The organism is Pseudomonas borbori, from assembly GCF_900115555.1.
Lineage (GTDB): Bacteria > Pseudomonadota > Gammaproteobacteria > Pseudomonadales > Pseudomonadaceae > Aquipseudomonas > Aquipseudomonas borbori.
In genome coordinates, this window is sequence record NZ_FOWX01000002.1 from 248,318 (window position 1) to 265,677 (window position 17,360).

Genomic DNA, 17,360 nt, shown 5'->3' on the forward strand with positions numbered 1-17,360 from the left:
GCTGCGAGGTAAGAATATTCGCTTGCCTTGTACGGCTCAGCGGGTCTTTCAGATGAAAAACCGACTGGCTAGTAACGGGCCTGAACCGGGTCTTCAGGCAATTTTCGCCAACAGCTCGCGAGCTTCCTGTTTCTGCTCGTCATCACCATCGTTGATGACTTCATTGAGAATATCGCACGCACTTTCCAGGCTACCCTGGTCGATGTAGGCCAGCGCCAGGTTGAGTTTGGCCAGGTTATCGCGGCTCCCGGCCAACTGATCGAGGTTCTCCATCAGCTCGCCGTCATCGGCAAGGGGTTGATCGAGGAAGCCCTCGGCCAGATCGTCCTGCAACCAGTCGTCTGCCGATGCCTCTTCGACCAGCATCGACTGGGCGAAGGGACTGCGCGCATCGCGATGGCCCGCCGCCTCAAATGCCTGCGGCACGTCGTCACGCGCAGAATACTCCGGCGCCGAGACCGCATTCTTCTTACGCATGCTGGTTGGAAACGGGCTGACCAGATCCCAGTCCGCATCCAGTGGCAAGTCATCCAGATTGAGCTGGAAATCATCGCCCTGCGCCTCATCTGCTGCCACGGGCGCTTGCAACTGCGCTTCATCCAGCACCAGCGCGGTATCGTCCAGGGTGTCGGCGGCCATGGGCGCATCGAGCAAACCGGGATGGCGCGCCTTGAGCTGATCGATACGTGCCGCAGTGAAACCGGAACTGCGCAACCTTGCTTCCTCCTCGGCAAAGGCCCGAGCATTGCCCTGCTGGGCCAACACTTCCAGCAGGCGAAAGCGAATATCGCTGCGCTCCGGCTGAGCTTCCAGCGCCTTGCGCAGGATGACCGCGGCCTCGCCGAAGCGGCCATAGGCGATGTAGATATTCGCGCCCTCCAAGGCGTCGGCTGGGCTGGTTACAGCTAGCGGTGCTTGAGCCACCACGGGAGCGCTGCGCAGCGGCAGCGCAACGGGCTCGGGCTCGGGCTCGGGCACAGGCACCGCAGCTACAGGTTCGGCTACCGGCTGAGCCTGTTGATTCTCCGGTGCAAGCGGGCGGCGGTTGCGCCAGAACAGTCCGAGCAGGCCGACCAGCAGCAAGACCAGCGCGGCCACGCCGGCGCTCAACCAGTTGCGGCTCGACGCCTCGTTCGACTCGTTCGACTCGCTCGGCTCAACCATCGGCGGTTCTGCCACGGCAGGCGTCGGAGACGATTGCGCGAGTGCAGGACGTTCCACCAACCGGGCCTGTAATTCAACCAACTGCCGATCCTTGTCGCCCACCTGCGCCTGCAGTTGCTGCAATTGCACCTGCAGATCGGTGATGCTCTGTTGCAGCTTGAGATTTTCCTCGGCCTGGCTGAGCAACTCCTGATCCAGGCGCCGCTGCATTTGCGCCATTTGTTCGGCCTGCGAATCGACTGGCGGCTCACCGGGCGCCAGAGGCTGCACACTGGCGGCCGCAGCAGTATCGGCGAGGGCGATCGGTACGCCCTCCGCCCTGGCCGAATCCGGTAGCAGCAGGTCGACCCCGGCCCGCAGGCTGTCGATATCGCCACCGCTGAATGCCTGCGGATTGAGCGCATGGATATCGCCCATCAGCGCCTGCTGCGATGCCTGGCTACCGGCAGTGCGCAAGCCTGCGGCGATCTTCCACAGGCTGTCGCCACTGACGACCCGGTAACGCGCCCCCGCTTCGGCTACCGGCATGACGCGCGGCGCGGCGGGCGTTGCCGAAGCCGGCGGGCGCTCGGCCGCCGCCCGCACCTCTGGTACGGCGGCGACGCTACGGTAGGCCGATGAGCCGGGCGGATCGAGGAGCAGCGTGTATTCACGCAGCAGCTGGCCATTGGGCCGCGCCACTTCGACGATGAAGTTCAAATAGGGCTCACGCACCGGCTGGCTCGACACCACACGGATCACGCTGTTGCCGCCTCGCAACATAGGGGTGAAGCGCAGATCGTTGAGAAAGAACAAGCGGTCGACGCCAGAGCGGCTGAATACCTCGGCAGACGCAAGCCGCACCAACAGATCACTGCTGGTCAGATCGGCGACTTGCAACAATTCGATTTCAGCCTCCAGCGGCTGATTCAGCGCCGAATGCAGAGTGATTTCGCCCAACCCAAGGGCCGGTACTACGCCAGAATAGAATGCCGAGCTTGAAGCAAGACCGAACAACAATTGCCGGACCCGAGACATATGAACTCTCCCGCTGACTCCGCTCCCGAGTCGTCACACCACCCCACGCCTTGGCGTGCGTCTCCATCAGTGGTGAAAACAGTGGGTGCAGCAAATTCTTACGTCGGGGAAACATTCCGTGTAGAACCCGGCTAATGAGTGAGTATGGCCATGATTTACCAGCCTGCATGCTGTAACAGACGATCTGTTAGTGCAGGCGCAGCGATAAGGCAGGTGGCCATCATACTCAAAAGCAACGGGCAGCAGTCAATAAAATGACCTTTCCCCCCTACTGGCTGAATAGGGGTCGTCAGCGCCCTGTCGAACGCACGTGCCAAGCCGCCAGCACCGTCAGGGCAAAGACTGCCGCCATCAGCCAGAAACTCTGCTGGAAGGCCACGGCCTCGGCCGCCAGATCGCCGCCTTCACGGCCGTGGCGCCACTCGAGAAAAAAGGTCAGCAAATTGACGCCAAACGCTCCACCCAACTGGCGAACGAAGGTAATGGCGCCGGCGCCCAGAGCGAGTTCCTGCGCACTGAGGATGTCCAGCGATCCAGTGCTCAGCGCCGGCAACAGCAGCCCGAGCCCGACCCGCCCGACACAGGCCCAGAAGCACAGCACGGCGAACGAGCTGCCCTGCTCGAGCCAGCCGAAACCTGCGGCAGACAAGGCGAAGATCAGCAACCCGCTGACCAGCAGCAAGGCCGCCGACTGCCTGTCGCTGAGCCAGCCACCGACAAAGGAAGCCGCGCCCATCAGCACCCCGGTCGGCAACAGCAGCAAGCCGGCGCGGCCGGCGCTGTAGCCTTCGACCGTTTGCAGGTACAGCGGAATCAGGTAGGTCGAGCCATACAGGCCCATACCCAGGGTCAGGGCCACCCAGCTGGCATTGCGAAAGCCGGCATGCCGCCACAAATGCAGCGGCAGCAGCGGCTTGGCACTACGCCAGCTGCGGGTAAAAAAGCCGATAAATGCCAACGTACCCAGCAGAGCGGGCAACCATACCCGTGGCGTCAGCCAGGCAAAGCGCTGGGCCTCGGCCAGGGCGCCGAGCAAGGCAAACAAGCCCACGCCCAATAAAACCAACGCCCATACATCCAGCAAAGGCGTGGTTCGTTCCCGTTGACTGGGCAACAACCACTGCCCGCCCAGCAGTGCCAGGCCGCACATGGGCAAGGGCAACCAGAATACGGCGCCCCAACCAAAGTGGTCGACCAGATAGCCGCCGATGGTCGGCCCCAACGTTGGCGCAACCATCACCCCCAGGCCATAGACGCCCAGGGCCATGCCCCGGCCGCCACCAACGAATACGCGAAAGATCAGCACCATGGCCAATGGCTGGACGATCCCGGCACACAGCCCCTGGACGATGCGCAGGGCAATAAGTTGCCAGGCCTGTTGGGCGACCAGTGCCAGCAATGAACTGAGGACGAACAGCAGCAGGCCGAACTGCGCAGTGCGCCTGGCGCCAAAACGCGAATGCGCCCAGGCGGCCAATAACAGGCCGGCGGTCATGGCCGCGAGGAAACCGGTGGACAGCCACTGCGCCTGCGGCCGGCCGATCGAAAAATCCAGCATGATCGCCGGCAGGGCCACATTGATGCTGGTCGAGGCCAGCACCATGGCCATGCTGCCGATCATCAGGATGCCCAACAACCAGCGCGGATAGCGCGCGCCGAAACGCGCCTGCAAGTCCGCCAGGTCCTGCCCCATCAGCGCTTTTCCAGGTTACTCAGTATCCGTGCATGCACCTGCTGGCAACGGCGCAGCTCTTCATCGTCGATACCGGCGAAGAGTTCTTTACGCAGCTGGGTGGAAATCGCCTCGATCTTTTCGATCAACGGTTGCGCTGGCGGACTCAGGGAGATTTTCTTGGCACGGCGATCTTCCGGCACCGCCTGTCTACTGACCAGGCCCTGGGCCTCGAGACTGTCGAGCAGCCTGGCCAAGGTTGGCCCTTCGACTCCCACGCTTTGCGCCAACTCACGCTGGGTTGGCAGTTCTGCAAAGCGCGACAGGTGCAAGAGCACCAGCCAGCGCGCCTGTGACAGTCCAAGCCCGACCAGGCGACGATCGAGTTCGGCGCGCCAGGAACGGGACAACTGGGCTAATTGCATGGCGAAACGGTGTGGATCCAACTGCGACTGCGACATGGCTAAACGGCTCTTCAAATATCAAAATCTAATTATTAGCCAGCTAACCATAACCACAACCCCGAGAGCAAGCCCCCTCGGATTTCTCGATATTTCACTTCTTTACCCGCGGGCTCTCGACGAGGACCACAGACCACCGATAGACACCGGCCTTCGTCCCGAAGCACGCCAACCTCCCAGGCCGCCGAAGATCTGCTCGCAGCGCGAGCCAGAAACGCCCAAGTCGCGCGCTCAGGCGCCGAATTCGGCCTGCAACGCGGCGCGCACGCAGTACAGCACGCCGTCCTCGGCCCGCCCGACGAACAAGCCGCTGACTTCAGCCACCGGCGGCAGCTCGCCTTCGCCATCGAGAAAGGCGTCCTGGATTTCGCCGAGCAGATCTTCCGGCAGATCCAGCGCTTGCTCCAGGGATAACTGCTGACGGCCGATGGCCTCGGCCAGCAGGCTGTAAACGTTCTTCTCGCTGCACTTGAGTTGACTGGCGATCTGCAGCGGGGTCATGCCGGCACGGGCCAGGCTGACCAGTTCGTGGCGCAAATCGAGCACCACCCGTGGCGCTTCGGCATTGCCACCCAGCACTTCGAGGAAGGCCTCGCCATAGCGTTCCAGCTTGCGCGCACCGACCCCGCTGACCCGGGCCATTTCGGCCAGGCTGCCGGGTTTGCTACGGAGCATTTCCAGCAGGGTGGCGTCGGGGAAGATCACATAGGGCGGCACCGCATGCTCCTCGGCCAACTTGCGCCGCAGCGCGCGCAGGGCTTCCCATTGCTCGCGCTCGTCGCCGCGAACCAGCTGGCTGGCAGCGCTGCTGGAGGCTTTCGCCGTGTGCTGGGGTTTCAGATCGCGGCGCAATTGCAGGGTCACTTCGCCGCGCAACAAGGGCCGGCAGCTGTCGGACAGACGCAGGCCGCCATAGCCTTCGAGGTCGACATCGGCCAGGCCGCGGGCCACCAGCTGGCGAAACAACGAGCGCCACTCGCCCTCGCTGAGCGCCTTGCCGACGCCGAATACCGACAGGTGCTGATGACCCGGGCCGCGCACCTTGTCGTTGTCGCGGCCGAGCAGCAGGTCGACCAGATGGCCGACGCCATAGCGCTGGCCGCTGCGGTAGATCGCCGACAGCGCCTGGCGCGCCGGCTCGGTGGCATCCCAGGTCTGCACGCCATCGATGCAGTTGTCGCAGTGGCCACAGGGCTTGGGCATTTCCTCGTCGAAATAGGCCAACAGCGTCTGCCGCCGGCAGCGGGTTTCCTCGCAGAGCGCGAGCATGGCATCGAGCTTGTGCTGCTCGAGACGCTTGTGCCGTTCGTCACCTTCGGAGTTGTTGAGCATCTGCTTGAGCAGCAATACATCCTGCAGGCCATAGGCCATCCAGGCGTCGGCTGGCAGGCCATCACGGCCGGCGCGCCCGGTTTCCTGGTAATAGGCCTCCAGCGACTTGGGCAGATCCATGTGGGCGACGAAGCGCACGTTCGGCTTGTCGATACCCATGCCGAAGGCGATGGTCGCCACCATGATCAGACCTTCCTCGTTGAGGAAGCGCTTCTGGTGGTAGGCGCGCAGGTCGCTGGGCAGGCCGGCGTGATAAGGCAGCGCCGGAAAGCCCTGTTCGGAGAGAAAGGCCGCGACTTCATCGACCTTCTTGCGTGACAGGCAGTAGACGATGCCGGCATCGCCCTTGCGCTCGGCGAGAAAGGCCAGCAACTGCTTGCGCGGCTGATCCTTGGGCACGATGCGGTAAAAGATGTTCGGCCGGTCGAAACTGGAGAGGAAGCGCTCGGCGTCGTGCAACTGCAGGCGCTGGACGATCTCTTCACGGGTACGCATATCCGCCGTGGCGGTCAGGGCGATGCGCGGCACATTCGGGAACAGCTCGGCCAACTGGCCCAACTGCAGGTACTCCGGGCGGAAGTCATGGCCCCACTGCGACACGCAATGCGCCTCGTCGATGGCGAACAGGGCGATATCCAGACGCTGAAGGAACGCCAGCATGCGCGGCTGCACCAGGCGTTCCGGGGCCAGGTAGAGCATCTTGATTTCGCCACGGTTGATCCGCTCGGCGATCTCGCGCTGCTGTTCGGCACTCAGGGTGGAGTTCAGCGCCACCGCCGCCACCCCCAGTTCGTCGAGGGTGGCGACCTGATCGTCCATCAAGGCGATCAGGGGTGACACCACCACCGCCAAACCCTCACGCAGCAAGGCCGGCACCTGAAAACACAGCGACTTGCCGCCACCGGTCGGCATCAGCACCAGGGCATCGCCACCGCCCGCCACGCGTTCGATGATCGCCCCCTGACGACCGCGGAAGCTGTCATAACCGAAAACGTCTTTGAGGATGCGCAGTGCCTGGTCGAGCATGAAAGGTCTCCGAAACGAGCCGCGCATTATACCCATCTGCTTGCCGGGCTGAGTTTTGATCTGTTTTTCGCTGCGCATTCGCCTAGAACTATGGCTGCTGTAGCAGGTCTGGACTAGAATCCATCCTCGTTTACTTCTTCAAGGTAGCCCCACGATGTCCTTCGCCGAGCAACTGTCCCGCCTGCAAGCCTTCCTCGACGCCGATGAGCTGCACGAAGAGGCTCTGGACTATGTGGCCGCTCACGGCTACCTGACCGCCTTGTCGATCTGCCCCGACCCGGTACCGGAGCGTGAGTGGATCGATGCCCTGTTCTCCGAGCCACCGCATTACCGCAGCGACGAGGAACGCGCCGATATCGAAGCCACCCTGGTGCAACTGCAGGCCCATATCGCCCGCCAACTGGCCAGCGACGACGATCCGGAAGTGCCTTGCGAGCTCGACCTCGGCGACGACCCGGACGACTCCGATCTGCGTGGCTGGTGCATCGGTTTCATGGAAGGGGTGTTCCTGCGTGAAGCCGCCTGGTTCGACGATGCCGAAGACGAGGTCAGCGAACTGCTGCTGCCGATCATGGTCGCCTCCGGCTTGTTCGAGGAACAGCCCGAGTTCGCCGAAATCGCCAGCGACCGCGACCTGGTCGACAGCATGGTCGAGCAAATCCCCGAACTGCTGACCGCGCTGTTCCTGCTGTGCCATGCCCCGGAAGAAAAGCCAGCGTTGCTCAAACCCCGCCACCATTGAGTCTGCGCCGCTGTCATGGCGCGTGACGTAGAAGAAAACCGTAATCTGCTGATTCGCTGCGCACTGCTGACCGTCGGTTGGCTGTGCGTGGCGCTCGGGGTGATCGGGATCTTCCTTCCGGTCTTGCCGACCACGCCGTTCCTGTTGCTGGCCGCTGCCTGCTTCGTGCGCAGTTCCAGGCGCTTCTATCTGTGGCTGGTGCTGCACCCCAGGCTCGGCCCCTGGGTTCGCGATTACCTCGAAGGCCAGGGCATCCCGCTCAAGGCCAAGGTCTACAGCATCGCCCTGATGTGGTTCAGCATCGCCCTCTCCTGCTACCTGGTCCCGCTGTTCTGGGCACGCGCCTTCATGCTGACCAGCGCGCTGTTGGTGAGCATCTACATCCTCAAGCAGAAAACCCTGCCCAACCCGCGTTGACCGTACGCGCACGAACCTGACCGCCGACTCACGGCAAAGCCGCGAGATGCCGCCTAAACTCCAGCCATGATTGGCGGAGAAGCGGCAGATGCGGCCAAGGCAGCGCCTTCCAGGATGGCAACAGCGCCGGCATTGGCCGGCGCTTGCGCTGGTTCTGCTGCTTGCCGCCCTGCTCGGGCTAAGCCGGGCCTGGGCCGCCTGGGGTGACTGGAACTTCAGCCTGCTCATCGACACCGCCGAACAGCGCTACGGCAACCTGGGCGCCGCCAGAGGCCGGATCCAGGCCTGGGACACCTTGCTCAACAACGGCGTCCACCTCACGGAGCAAGACCAGTTGGACAGCGTCAATCGCTTCTTCAACCGACAGCTTCGCTTCGCCGACGATAGCCGGGTCTGGCAGCAGGTCGACTACTGGGCCACCCCCATCGAATCCCTGATCAAGGGCGCGGGCGATTGCGAGGACTACGCCATTGCCAAGTACTTCAGCCTGCGCCGCCTCGGCATCCCCAGCGACAAGCTGCGTATCACCTACGTCAAGGCCCTCAGGCTGAACCAGGCGCACATGGTACTGACCTATTACCCAAGCCCGGCGGCCGAGCCCCTGGTGCTGGACAACCTGATCAATCAGATCCACTCCGCCTCACAGCGCCAGGACCTGCTACCGGTGTACGCCTTCAATGCCGAGGGCCTGTATTTACCTGGCTCGCGCAGCAAGAAGAGCGACAGCAAGAAGCTCTCGCGCTGGCAGGATTTGCTGAAAAAAATGCACACCGAGGGCTTCGCCATCGGCGAAGGTTAGGAGAACGCCATGTCCCTGCTCAAGCAACTGTTTCTCGCCATCTGCCTGTTCCTGGTGGTGGCCTTCACCGGCAGTTTCATCGCGAGCGTAGAAAACTCCCGCGAGCAATTGATCAGCCAACTGAGCTCTCATGCCCAGGACGCCGCCACCGCCCTCGGCCTGTCGTTGACGCCCCATGTGGACGATCCGGCGATGATCGAGTTGATGGTCAGCTCGATCTTCGACAGTGGCTACTTCACCAGCATCCGCGTGCTCGGCATTCCTGACGAACGGGTGATGGTGGAGCGGCAGAGCGATATCGAAAGTGAGCAGGTGCCCCGCTGGTTCGTCCGTCTGGTCGACCTGCAGCCCCAGGGCGGCGAGGCCCTGATCATGCGCGGCTGGGAGCAGGCGGCCCGGGTCGAAGTACTGAGCCACCCGCAGTTCGCCATCGCCAAGCTGTGGGACAGCGCTATCGGCAGCCTGCTCTGGCTACTGCTCTGCGGCCTGGTCAGCGCGATTCTCGGCGGCTGGTTGCTGCGCAGCCAGTTGCGCCCGCTGGACAACATGGTGCAGCAGGCCCAGGCCATCACCCGCCGCGAATTCCTGACCCTGCCCAGGGTGCCGCGCACCCCCGAACTGAAACGCGTGGTACTGGCCATGAATCAGATGGTGGACAAGCTCAAGGCGCTGTTCGCCGAAGAAGCCGCGCGCAGCGAAAAACTGCGCGAAGAAGCCTATCAGGACAGCCTCACCGGCCTGGCCAATCGACGTCTGTTCGATATCCGCCTGACCAATCTACTGAGCGTTACCGAGCAGAGCACTGAGGGCTACCTGATCGTGCTGCGGGTCAATGACCTCGTCGGCCTCAACCAACGCTGGGGCGGCCAGCGCACCGATGCCTTGCTGGTGGCCATCGCCGAGTTGCTCAAGCGCCTGCTCGACCAGCCCAACCGCAGCCATTGGCTGGCCGCGCGCAGCCGCGGCGGTGAATTCACCGTGCTCGCACCCGGCCATGGCCGCGAGGAGGCCGAGCAGTTGGCGCGCGAACTCCACGAAGACCTGGAAAGCCTGCGGCAAACCGACGCCAGCGACTGCACACCGGTGGCGCACATCGGCATGACCGTCTTCCGGCCGGGCGAAGCCATCGGCCAGGTGCTGACCCGCGCCGACCAAGCCCTGGCCCAGGCGCAGAGCGACCCCAGCCTGCCATGGGGGCACCTGCACGACTTCTCCAGCCAGCCCGGTCAAGGGCTGCATGAATGGCGCCAGTTGATCGATGACGCCTTGCACACGGGCAAATTGCAGCTGTATTTCCAGCCGGTGGTGAAATGCGCCGAGCGCAGCCAGGTGCTGCACCAGAAAGTTCTGGCACGCCTGCTCGACCCGCGGGGAGAAACCATAGTCGCCGGACGTTTCCTGCCCTGGATCGAGCGCTTGGGCTGGTCCGCCCGCTTTGACCTGAGCATGCTCGAACACAGCCTGGCGCACCTCGCCCAGCACCCGCAGCCCCTGGCCCTGAGCCTGTCCAGCAAGACCCTGCACGAGCCGGAAAGTCTGGCGCGCCTGCTCGCGATGCTCAAACAGCACCCCGAACTGGCCGAACTACTGACCCTTGAAGTGGACGAGCATCATCTACCCAGCCCTGCCGAGTTCGAACGCCTGAGCCAGCGTATCCGCGCTACCGGTTTCCGTCTCGGCCTGCAGCATTTCGGCGGACGCTTCAGCCTGATCGGCAACCTCACCCACCTGGGCCTGGCCTACCTGAAAATCGACGGCAGCTACATTCGCAGCATCGACCGGGAGAGCGACAAACGCCTGTTCATCGAGGCCATCTTCCGCACCACCAACAGCATCGACCTGCCGCTGATCGCCGAGATGGTGGAAACCGAAGGTGAACTCGGGGTGCTGTGTGAACTGGGCATCCACGGCGCCATGGGCCGGCTGATCGGTGCGCCGGCACCGTGGCGAGGATAGGCAATCCTGTAGCTAAGAGCAGGGCCAAGGCAGGCGTGCCTGGTTCGTGCTTTGCAGATAAGCCCGCGCGGCTCGATCCCCCGGTGGCCAACCGGAAATACACTGCCCATTGGTTGCAATGGGCTTTCATAAGGCTATGTCCCAATGATGTATTGCATGGGGGCAGGTCCTTCTCGCAGAGACGACAATGGGTAGGGTGCGCCGTGCGCACCAACGCAGGCGACCAATCACTGGTGCGCACGGCGCACCCTACGGACCCAGGCCATCTCAAACTTAGTGACGGCAGCCGAACGCAACACGCTATTGGGACATAGCCTTTCATAAGGCTCCGCCAATAGCCCCCGAACGAGCGCCACACACCCGCTACCCATGAAAGGCAGCGGGCAGTGTTGTGGCGGTTCAGACGGTATCCACTTTAAGCGCACTATCATCGAGCAGATTAGTGATGATACTGGCCTCATTTGCCGTGCCATAGAAAATCGACAAATTGATGTTATCCAGCACGAGCTGCTGTTCGACCGGACCGCTGGCATCGACATTCACCGAAACAGTGGTGGTCGTTCCGGCGAATGCGAAGTCCAGGTAACTTTGCAAGCTCCCCACACTCGTATCCACCCCCGTTAGCAATTGCGACAGATCCAGCACATCCGAACCGATCCCGCTGGTGTCGATGAAAAAGCCGGTAATGTGATCGACTCCATCACCCAGATTTTCCGGCTGCCAAATATAGCTATCTTGCCCCGCACCACCGGTCATGACATCGGCGCCCAGACCGCCGATCAGCAGGTCGTCACCATCACCACCGAGCAACGTGTCGTTACCCGAACCACCGAACAAGACATCGTCGCCGCTGCCGCCGGAGATGATGTCATTGCCCTCTTGCCCATACACCAGATCGTTCCCTGCGCCGGCATCAATGCTGTCATGCCCGAGTGCACGGCCAGACTCCTGCCCGAGCTCATCCGCGTGAGTCAGTACATAATCCACCGTATCCGCACGGGTCCATGTCGCATATGCACCCGTTCCAACACCGGACTCCAATGCAGCAAACACCTGCCAACCCGCACCTGGGTTGGTGGACAGCCCAGCAGCAGCCGCCAGGACATCGGTATAGAGCACATCACCAAATATCAGGTCGTCTCCCGCGCCCCCCAGGATGCTGTCATTGCCTGCATCATAAAGCTGAGTCTCCGGATTGAAGTCGGCCAGCACACTCGCCAGTTGCTCACCGGTGGTGATGTTGCTGGCAACATCGGGGTTGACGGAAGACAGTTCGCCCTCGATCTGGTTGAGAATATCCAGCGCCGAACCGCCCACATTGATGCCGACGGCCTGAATCTGTCCGAAGGCCGCCTCGAGCAAAGCGACTTCACTTATCGCGTCGCTATTGTGTGTGCCCAAGACATGAGCAACTGCCGTACTGGTAGCGCCATTGGTCACGGTATTGTTGAGGTTGGTTGAATTTCCGGACAGCCAACTGTTCGGCGCGCCATCGGAAACGAACACAACCTGATTGATCACATTCGCGCCTGTATAAGGGGCGTCAGCCCCCACACTCGCGACCCAGTTCAAGGCCACTTGCAAGCCCGCTTCGTAGTTCGTCCAGCCGTTGGCAGACAGACCATTTACCGCATTTTGTGCGGCGATCAGCTCCCCTCCCTTGATATCGAAAACCCCAAGGCTCTGGGCCGAATTATTGAAGTCGACCAACTGGATGCGCACATTGTCCGCGGCACTGACCGCAAGTCCCGAGAGCAGGCCATTAACGGCTAACTTGAGAGCGGCCATGCGACTCATGGTCGTCCCATTGAAGCTGATATTGGTCGTCATGCTGTCGGAGGAATCGAGCGCCAGTATCATGTTGACATTTTTTCCAACGAGGTCACTGCGCCCCTCATCGCCCACCAGAATATCGTTCCCTCCTTTGCCTGTAATGCCCCCCGCTCCCGCTGGGGTCACATACAGGGCAGCACTTCCCGCCACATCGTTGGCGTTGGAACCAACCACGAACTGGCCTGCAAACTGCGGCTGAAAAACAACATCCAGAGTGGCCGATGCAGGGTCGCCATCGGCATCAATAACACCGATGTCAAAGGATGTGCTTATCGGGTCTTCTTCGATCCGGTCAACGATCGAGGAACCGCTCACCCGGAACCCGGAACCCCCGGTATCCGACAGATCGATTCGGGTTATCCCCGTCAATGTCGTAGGAATATCGGTCAGTACGCCCTCGGTAAATACCGTGGTGCCGCTCTCCGTGACGCTATTGCCCAGCGCATCCTGACCGTAAACAGTCCAGTTGACCGCATTCGTTGTATCCGAACTCTGAATATCAATGGAAAACTGCGCACTGACCACCGGACTGGCGTAGGAGAAGTAAAGTACCAGGCCACCACTTATCCACTGACTATCTGCAGCAAGCCCCTGCTGACTTGAGTTCACCGTGCCGACCGAAGAATCGACCGACATAATTACCGTCTGCCCCGCTGGAATAGAATCGCTAGGCTTATAGAGCATGCCTGTATCCGTCACCAACAGGTAATCCTGATTACCGCCAATATTCTGGTTGAAAATCGCACCGAATGTCTGGGCAGGACCGTCCAACTTACCGTTCATATCAATTACATAATTGCCCGCCACATCATAGGTCAGGGTAAATATCAGCGACTGTCCCGCACCCCCGCTATAGGGCGCTGGCGTTGCGCTGGTAAAGGCATAAAGCACGCCCATGTCGTCAGGGTTGACCGAGTAATAAACGGTGTTACCGCCTGAAGTTAGCGACGATGCAGCGTAAGTGACACTGGTGCCATTCCAGCCTGCAATATTCCCGGTCAAATCAGCGCTTCCGGGTACATCTGCGCCGATAACAGGATCAGAGCTACCTGTCGCGTAACCCGATGGACCATTGGTCAACGATGCCGGCGAAACAGTGGTGAGCGTCGGGGTGTCGTCGACGATGCGGATGACCAGCTCGTCGCTGGCCGTACTGCCGCCAACGCCCAGCACGCTGACCGTGACGCTGTCATCGAAATGGGTGCCGGTCGCACCGCTGTGGCTGTCGTTGTCGATGGTCGCGGACAGCGTGTAGCTGTAACTCACCACGCCCGTGGCCGCGTTGTAACCCGTCAACGTCAGGTTGCCTTCACCGGTATTGACCACCTGGTTGGCCGTCGACAAGGCCTGCAGTTGCGCCAGACTAAAGGTCGAACCACCCACGGTGACACTGGCAATGCCATCGCTTGCCGTGACCGTGAACGACCCGGTGACGGTCTCGCTGGTATCGCCCGCCGACGTCAGGCCATGCTCATAGACTGTCGCATCCGGCCCCTCGGCCGCCGCCGTCACCACGCTGGCGTTATCGTCCGCCCCGGTGATGGTAATCGTCAGCTTGGCCGAACTCGGGTCCCCGTCCGCATCCCGCATCGTGTAATACAGGTCGTAGCTCAGGTTGCTGCCCGACGTCAGCGCCTGCACTGCAGCCTGGCTGTTATCCAGCGTAAAGCTGTAAACACCGTCACTGCCCAACGTCAGCACGCCATAGCTACCCAGCGCGGTCAGCGCCGCGCTGTTGTCCTGGCCCTCCGCACTCCAGGCGGTAAATTCCTTCGGCGCATCCGCCCCGGCACTGTCGTTTGTCAGCACGTTGCCGCTGACAAACGATGCGCCGTCCTCGGTCACGCCCACCGGACCGTCATTCACTGCGGTCGGGGTGTCGTCGACGATGCGGATGACCAGCTCATCGCTGGCCGTACTGCCGCCAACGCCCAGCACGCTGACCGTGACGCTGTCATCAAAATGGCTGCCGGTCGCATCGGTGTGACTGTCGTTGTCGATCGTCGCGGACAGCGTGTAGCTGTAACTCACCACGCCCGTGGCCGCGTTGTAGCCCGTCAACGTCAGGTTGCCTTCGCCGGTATTGACCACCTGGTTGGCCGTCGACAAGGCCAGCAGTTGCGCCAGACTAAAGGTCGAACCACCCACGCTGACACTGGCAATGCCATCGCTTGCCGTCACCGTGAACGACCCGGTGACGGTCTCGCTGGTATCGCCCACCGACGTCAGGCCATGCTCATAGACTGTCGCATCCGGCCCCGCGGCCGCCGCCGTCACCACGCTGGCGTTATCGTCCGCCCCGGTGATGGTAATCGTCAGCTTGGCCGAACTCGGGTCCCCGTCCGCATCCCGCATCGTGTAATACAGGTCGTAGCTCAGGTTGCTGCCCGACGTCAGCGCCTGCACTGCAGCCTGGCTGTTATCCAGCGTAAAGCTGTAAACACCGTCACTGCCCAACGTCAGCACGCCATAGCTACCCAGCGCTGTCAGCGCCGCGCTGTTGTCCTGGCCCTCCGCACTCCAGGCGGTAAATTCCTTCGGCGCATCCGCCCCGGCACTGTCGTTTGTCAGCACGTTGCCGCTGACAAACGACGCACCGTCCTCGGTCACGCCCACCGGACCGTCACTCACCGCGGTCGGGGTGTCGTCGACGATGCGGATGACCAGCTCGTCGCTGGCCGTACTGCCGCCAACGCCCAGCACGCTGACCGTGACACTGTCATCGAAATGGGTGCCGGTCGCACCGCTGTGGCTGTCGTTGTCGATGGCCGCGGACAGCGTGTAGCTGTAACTCAGCGTACCTGCACTGGCCGAGCCGCTGTAATTGGTCAGGGTCAGCAACCCTTCGCCAGTGTTGATGACCTGGTTGTTTGCTGCCAAGGTCTGCAGTTGCGCCAAGCTCAGGCTCACCCCGCCGACCGTAACGCTGGCAATGCTGTCGGTGGCCGATACCGTGAAGGTGCCGCCGGTGGTTTCGCTGGTGTCCGCTGCCGAAGTCAGGCCTTTTTCGTAGACGGTTTCATCGGGCCCCTGCAACGCGGCAGTCACTACCTGGGCGCTGTCGTCGGCACCCAGGATGGTGATGGTCAGGGTCGCAGTGTCCAGGTCGCCGTCGGCGTCCTGCATCGTGTAGCTGAAGGTTTCCGTGAGACTCTGGCCGCTGTCCAGGGCCTGCACCGTCGGGTTGCTGTTGTCCAGCAGGTAGCTGTAGGTGCCGTTACCGGTGTCGCTGAAGGTGCCGTAGCTGGCGGCAGTGCTGGCCCAGCCGACAAAGCTGGTCGGTACATCCGCCCCCGGCTGGCCGTTGGCGTGCAGGTCGTTGCTGAGCACGTTGCCGCTGATCGGCATGACCGTGTCTTCGGCGATGCTGTGGCTGTCGTCGACCGCGTTCGGCACATCGTCGACGATGTTGATGTCGAGGGAAGCGAGGTCAGTGTCATGATCCACGTCCTCGGCCAGCACGGCGAAGTGCTCGGTCAACTGATTCTCACCCGCCCCAGGTGAATGCATTGCGCTACCTGACAAGGTGTAGCTGTAGCTGACGATGCCTTCATCAAGAATGTCAGAATCCACATCAAAGTCGGTAATGGTCAGGATATTGCCCTGCGGAGTCGTGATCGACTGCGGAAAACCATTTACCACGCCATTAACCACCACGTTAATGCCGCCCACGGTCAGATTAAGCAGCCCATCGGGAGCCTGCACCTTGAAGGTGCCGCTGACCGTGGTGAACTCCTTGCTCGGATCCGACCCGGCCAACAGGTCGTCCTCATCGACGCTCTGCTCGCCACCGCGGACATCCAGATACTTAATTTGTACCTTGTCGTCCAGGTTCCTGACCTGTAGCACCAGATTGGCGGTGTCGTTGTCGCCATCGGCATCGTTTAGGGTGTAAGTGAAGGTCTCGGTCGCCATCCCGCCGCCGCCCAGCGCGAGAAAATCCGGATCACTCGGACTCAACTGGTAGCTATAGGAGCCGTCGGCACTCAAGGTCAGGGTGCCGTAGGTACCTTGCAGCACCCCGGGTTGAATGGGGCCGCCAGGCAAACGGTCGGCACCCTGCACGTCGTTATTCAGCACATTACCGAGCAGGGTCAGCTGGTTTTCCGAGGCAAACATGAGGTTGCTGTCATCGACGGCACTGGGCACATCGTCGACGATCTCGATGATGATGCTCGCCGGCGCCGAACTGGTCGTGCCGTCGGAGACGCTGAGGCTGAAGCTGTCCGTCTCGACCCCCAGACCATCGCTGGTCGGGCTGGTCAGTTCATAGCTGTAGCTGGCCACGCCGGTGGCCGCGTTGTAGGCGGTCACCGTCAGGGTACCGTTGGTACCGGCGAAGGTGCTGCCGGCCAGATTGGCGATGGCCACGGTGGTGGTGCCGATGGTCACGCTCACGAGGTCGTCCAGACCGTCGGCATCGCTCAGGGTGAAAGTGCCAGTAGCAAAAACGCCGCTCCCCCCGGCAGCCGAACCACTCGCCAGACCGGCTTCGAACACCTGGTCGTTGCCGCCCTGGTTGCCCGGATCGACATTGAGTTGCGGCCCGTCATCGCTGCCGGTGATGGTGATGGTCAGGGTCGCAGTGTCCAGGTCGCCATCGGCATCCTGCATCGTGTAGCTGAAGGTCTCACTCAGGCTCTCGCCCTCGTCCAGGGCCTGCACCGCCGGGTTGCTGTTGTCCAGCAGGTAGCTGTAGGTGCCGTTGCCGGTGTCGCTGAAGCTGCCAAAACCGGCCGCAGTGCTGCCCCAGCACACGAAGCTGGTCGGCGCATCCGCGCCCGGCTGGCCGTTGGCGTGCAGGTCGTTGCTGAGCACGTTGCCGCTGATCGGCGCCAGTGTGTCTTCGGCGATGCTGTGGCTGTCGTCGACCGCGTTCGGCACATCGTCGACGATCTCGATGATGATGCTCGCCGGCGCCGAGCTGGTTGTGCCGTCGGA

9 protein-coding genes are annotated in these 17,360 nt (G+C 62.1%); 4 read left to right on the plus strand and 5 right to left on the minus strand.

The window, feature by feature from the left end; genetic code table 11:
* Positions 1-93 precede the first annotated feature (93 nt).
* From BM315_RS02515 to recQ, 4 genes are all read right to left on the minus strand, one after another.
* Positions 94-2,103 (minus strand): motility hub landmark protein FimV, encoded by a 2,010-nt coding sequence (locus tag BM315_RS02515; protein ID WP_342029868.1) that lies wholly within the window; start codon positions 2,101-2,103, stop codon positions 94-96.
* A 367-nt stretch (positions 2,104-2,470) separates the two neighbouring features.
* Entirely contained in the window at positions 2,471-3,874 is a 1,404-nt protein-coding gene (locus BM315_RS02520; RefSeq protein WP_090497464.1) for a DHA2 family efflux MFS transporter permease subunit, read from the minus strand.
* Positions 3,874-4,314, minus strand: coding sequence for a MarR family transcriptional regulator (locus BM315_RS02525; protein WP_090497466.1), 441 nt, complete (start codon positions 4,312-4,314; stop codon positions 3,874-3,876). Before BM315_RS02525 ends, BM315_RS02520 begins: the two co-directional genes overlap by 1 nt.
* A 231-nt stretch (positions 4,315-4,545) precedes the next feature.
* Positions 4,546-6,672, minus strand: a complete 2,127-nt coding sequence (gene recQ, locus BM315_RS02530; protein WP_090497468.1) for a DNA helicase RecQ — start codon at positions 6,670-6,672, stop codon at positions 4,546-4,548.
* A gap of 154 nt (positions 6,673-6,826) precedes the next feature.
* On the opposite strand from recQ, the gene BM315_RS02535 reads away from it, so the two are divergent.
* The 4 genes from BM315_RS02535 to lapD all read left to right on the plus strand — a co-directional run bounded on the left by BM315_RS02535 (position 6,827) and on the right by lapD (position 10,586).
* Positions 6,827-7,414 (plus strand): UPF0149 family protein, encoded by a 588-nt coding sequence (locus BM315_RS02535; RefSeq protein ID WP_090497470.1) that lies wholly within the window; start codon positions 6,827-6,829, stop codon positions 7,412-7,414.
* Between the two features lie 15 nt (positions 7,415-7,429).
* On the plus strand, positions 7,430-7,831 hold the full coding sequence (locus BM315_RS02540) for a YbaN family protein (RefSeq protein ID WP_090497471.1): 402 nt from the start codon (positions 7,430-7,432) through the stop codon (positions 7,829-7,831).
* An 88-nt stretch (positions 7,832-7,919) separates the two neighbouring features.
* Positions 7,920-8,630, plus strand: a complete 711-nt coding sequence (gene lapG, locus BM315_RS02545; protein ID WP_090497472.1) for a cysteine protease LapG — start codon at positions 7,920-7,922, stop codon at positions 8,628-8,630.
* A 9-nt stretch (positions 8,631-8,639) separates the two neighbouring features.
* Entirely contained in the window at positions 8,640-10,586 is a 1,947-nt protein-coding gene (lapD, locus tag BM315_RS02550; RefSeq protein WP_090497474.1) for a cyclic di-GMP receptor LapD, read from the plus strand.
* 399 nt (positions 10,587-10,985) lie between these two features.
* Here lapD and BM315_RS02555 read toward each other — a convergent pair whose 3' ends face one another.
* A complete protein-coding gene (locus BM315_RS02555; protein WP_280140411.1) occupies positions 10,986-17,327 on the minus strand; it encodes a VCBS domain-containing protein in 6,342 nt (2,113 codons plus the stop codon).
* Positions 17,328-17,360: the final 33 nt, after the last annotated feature.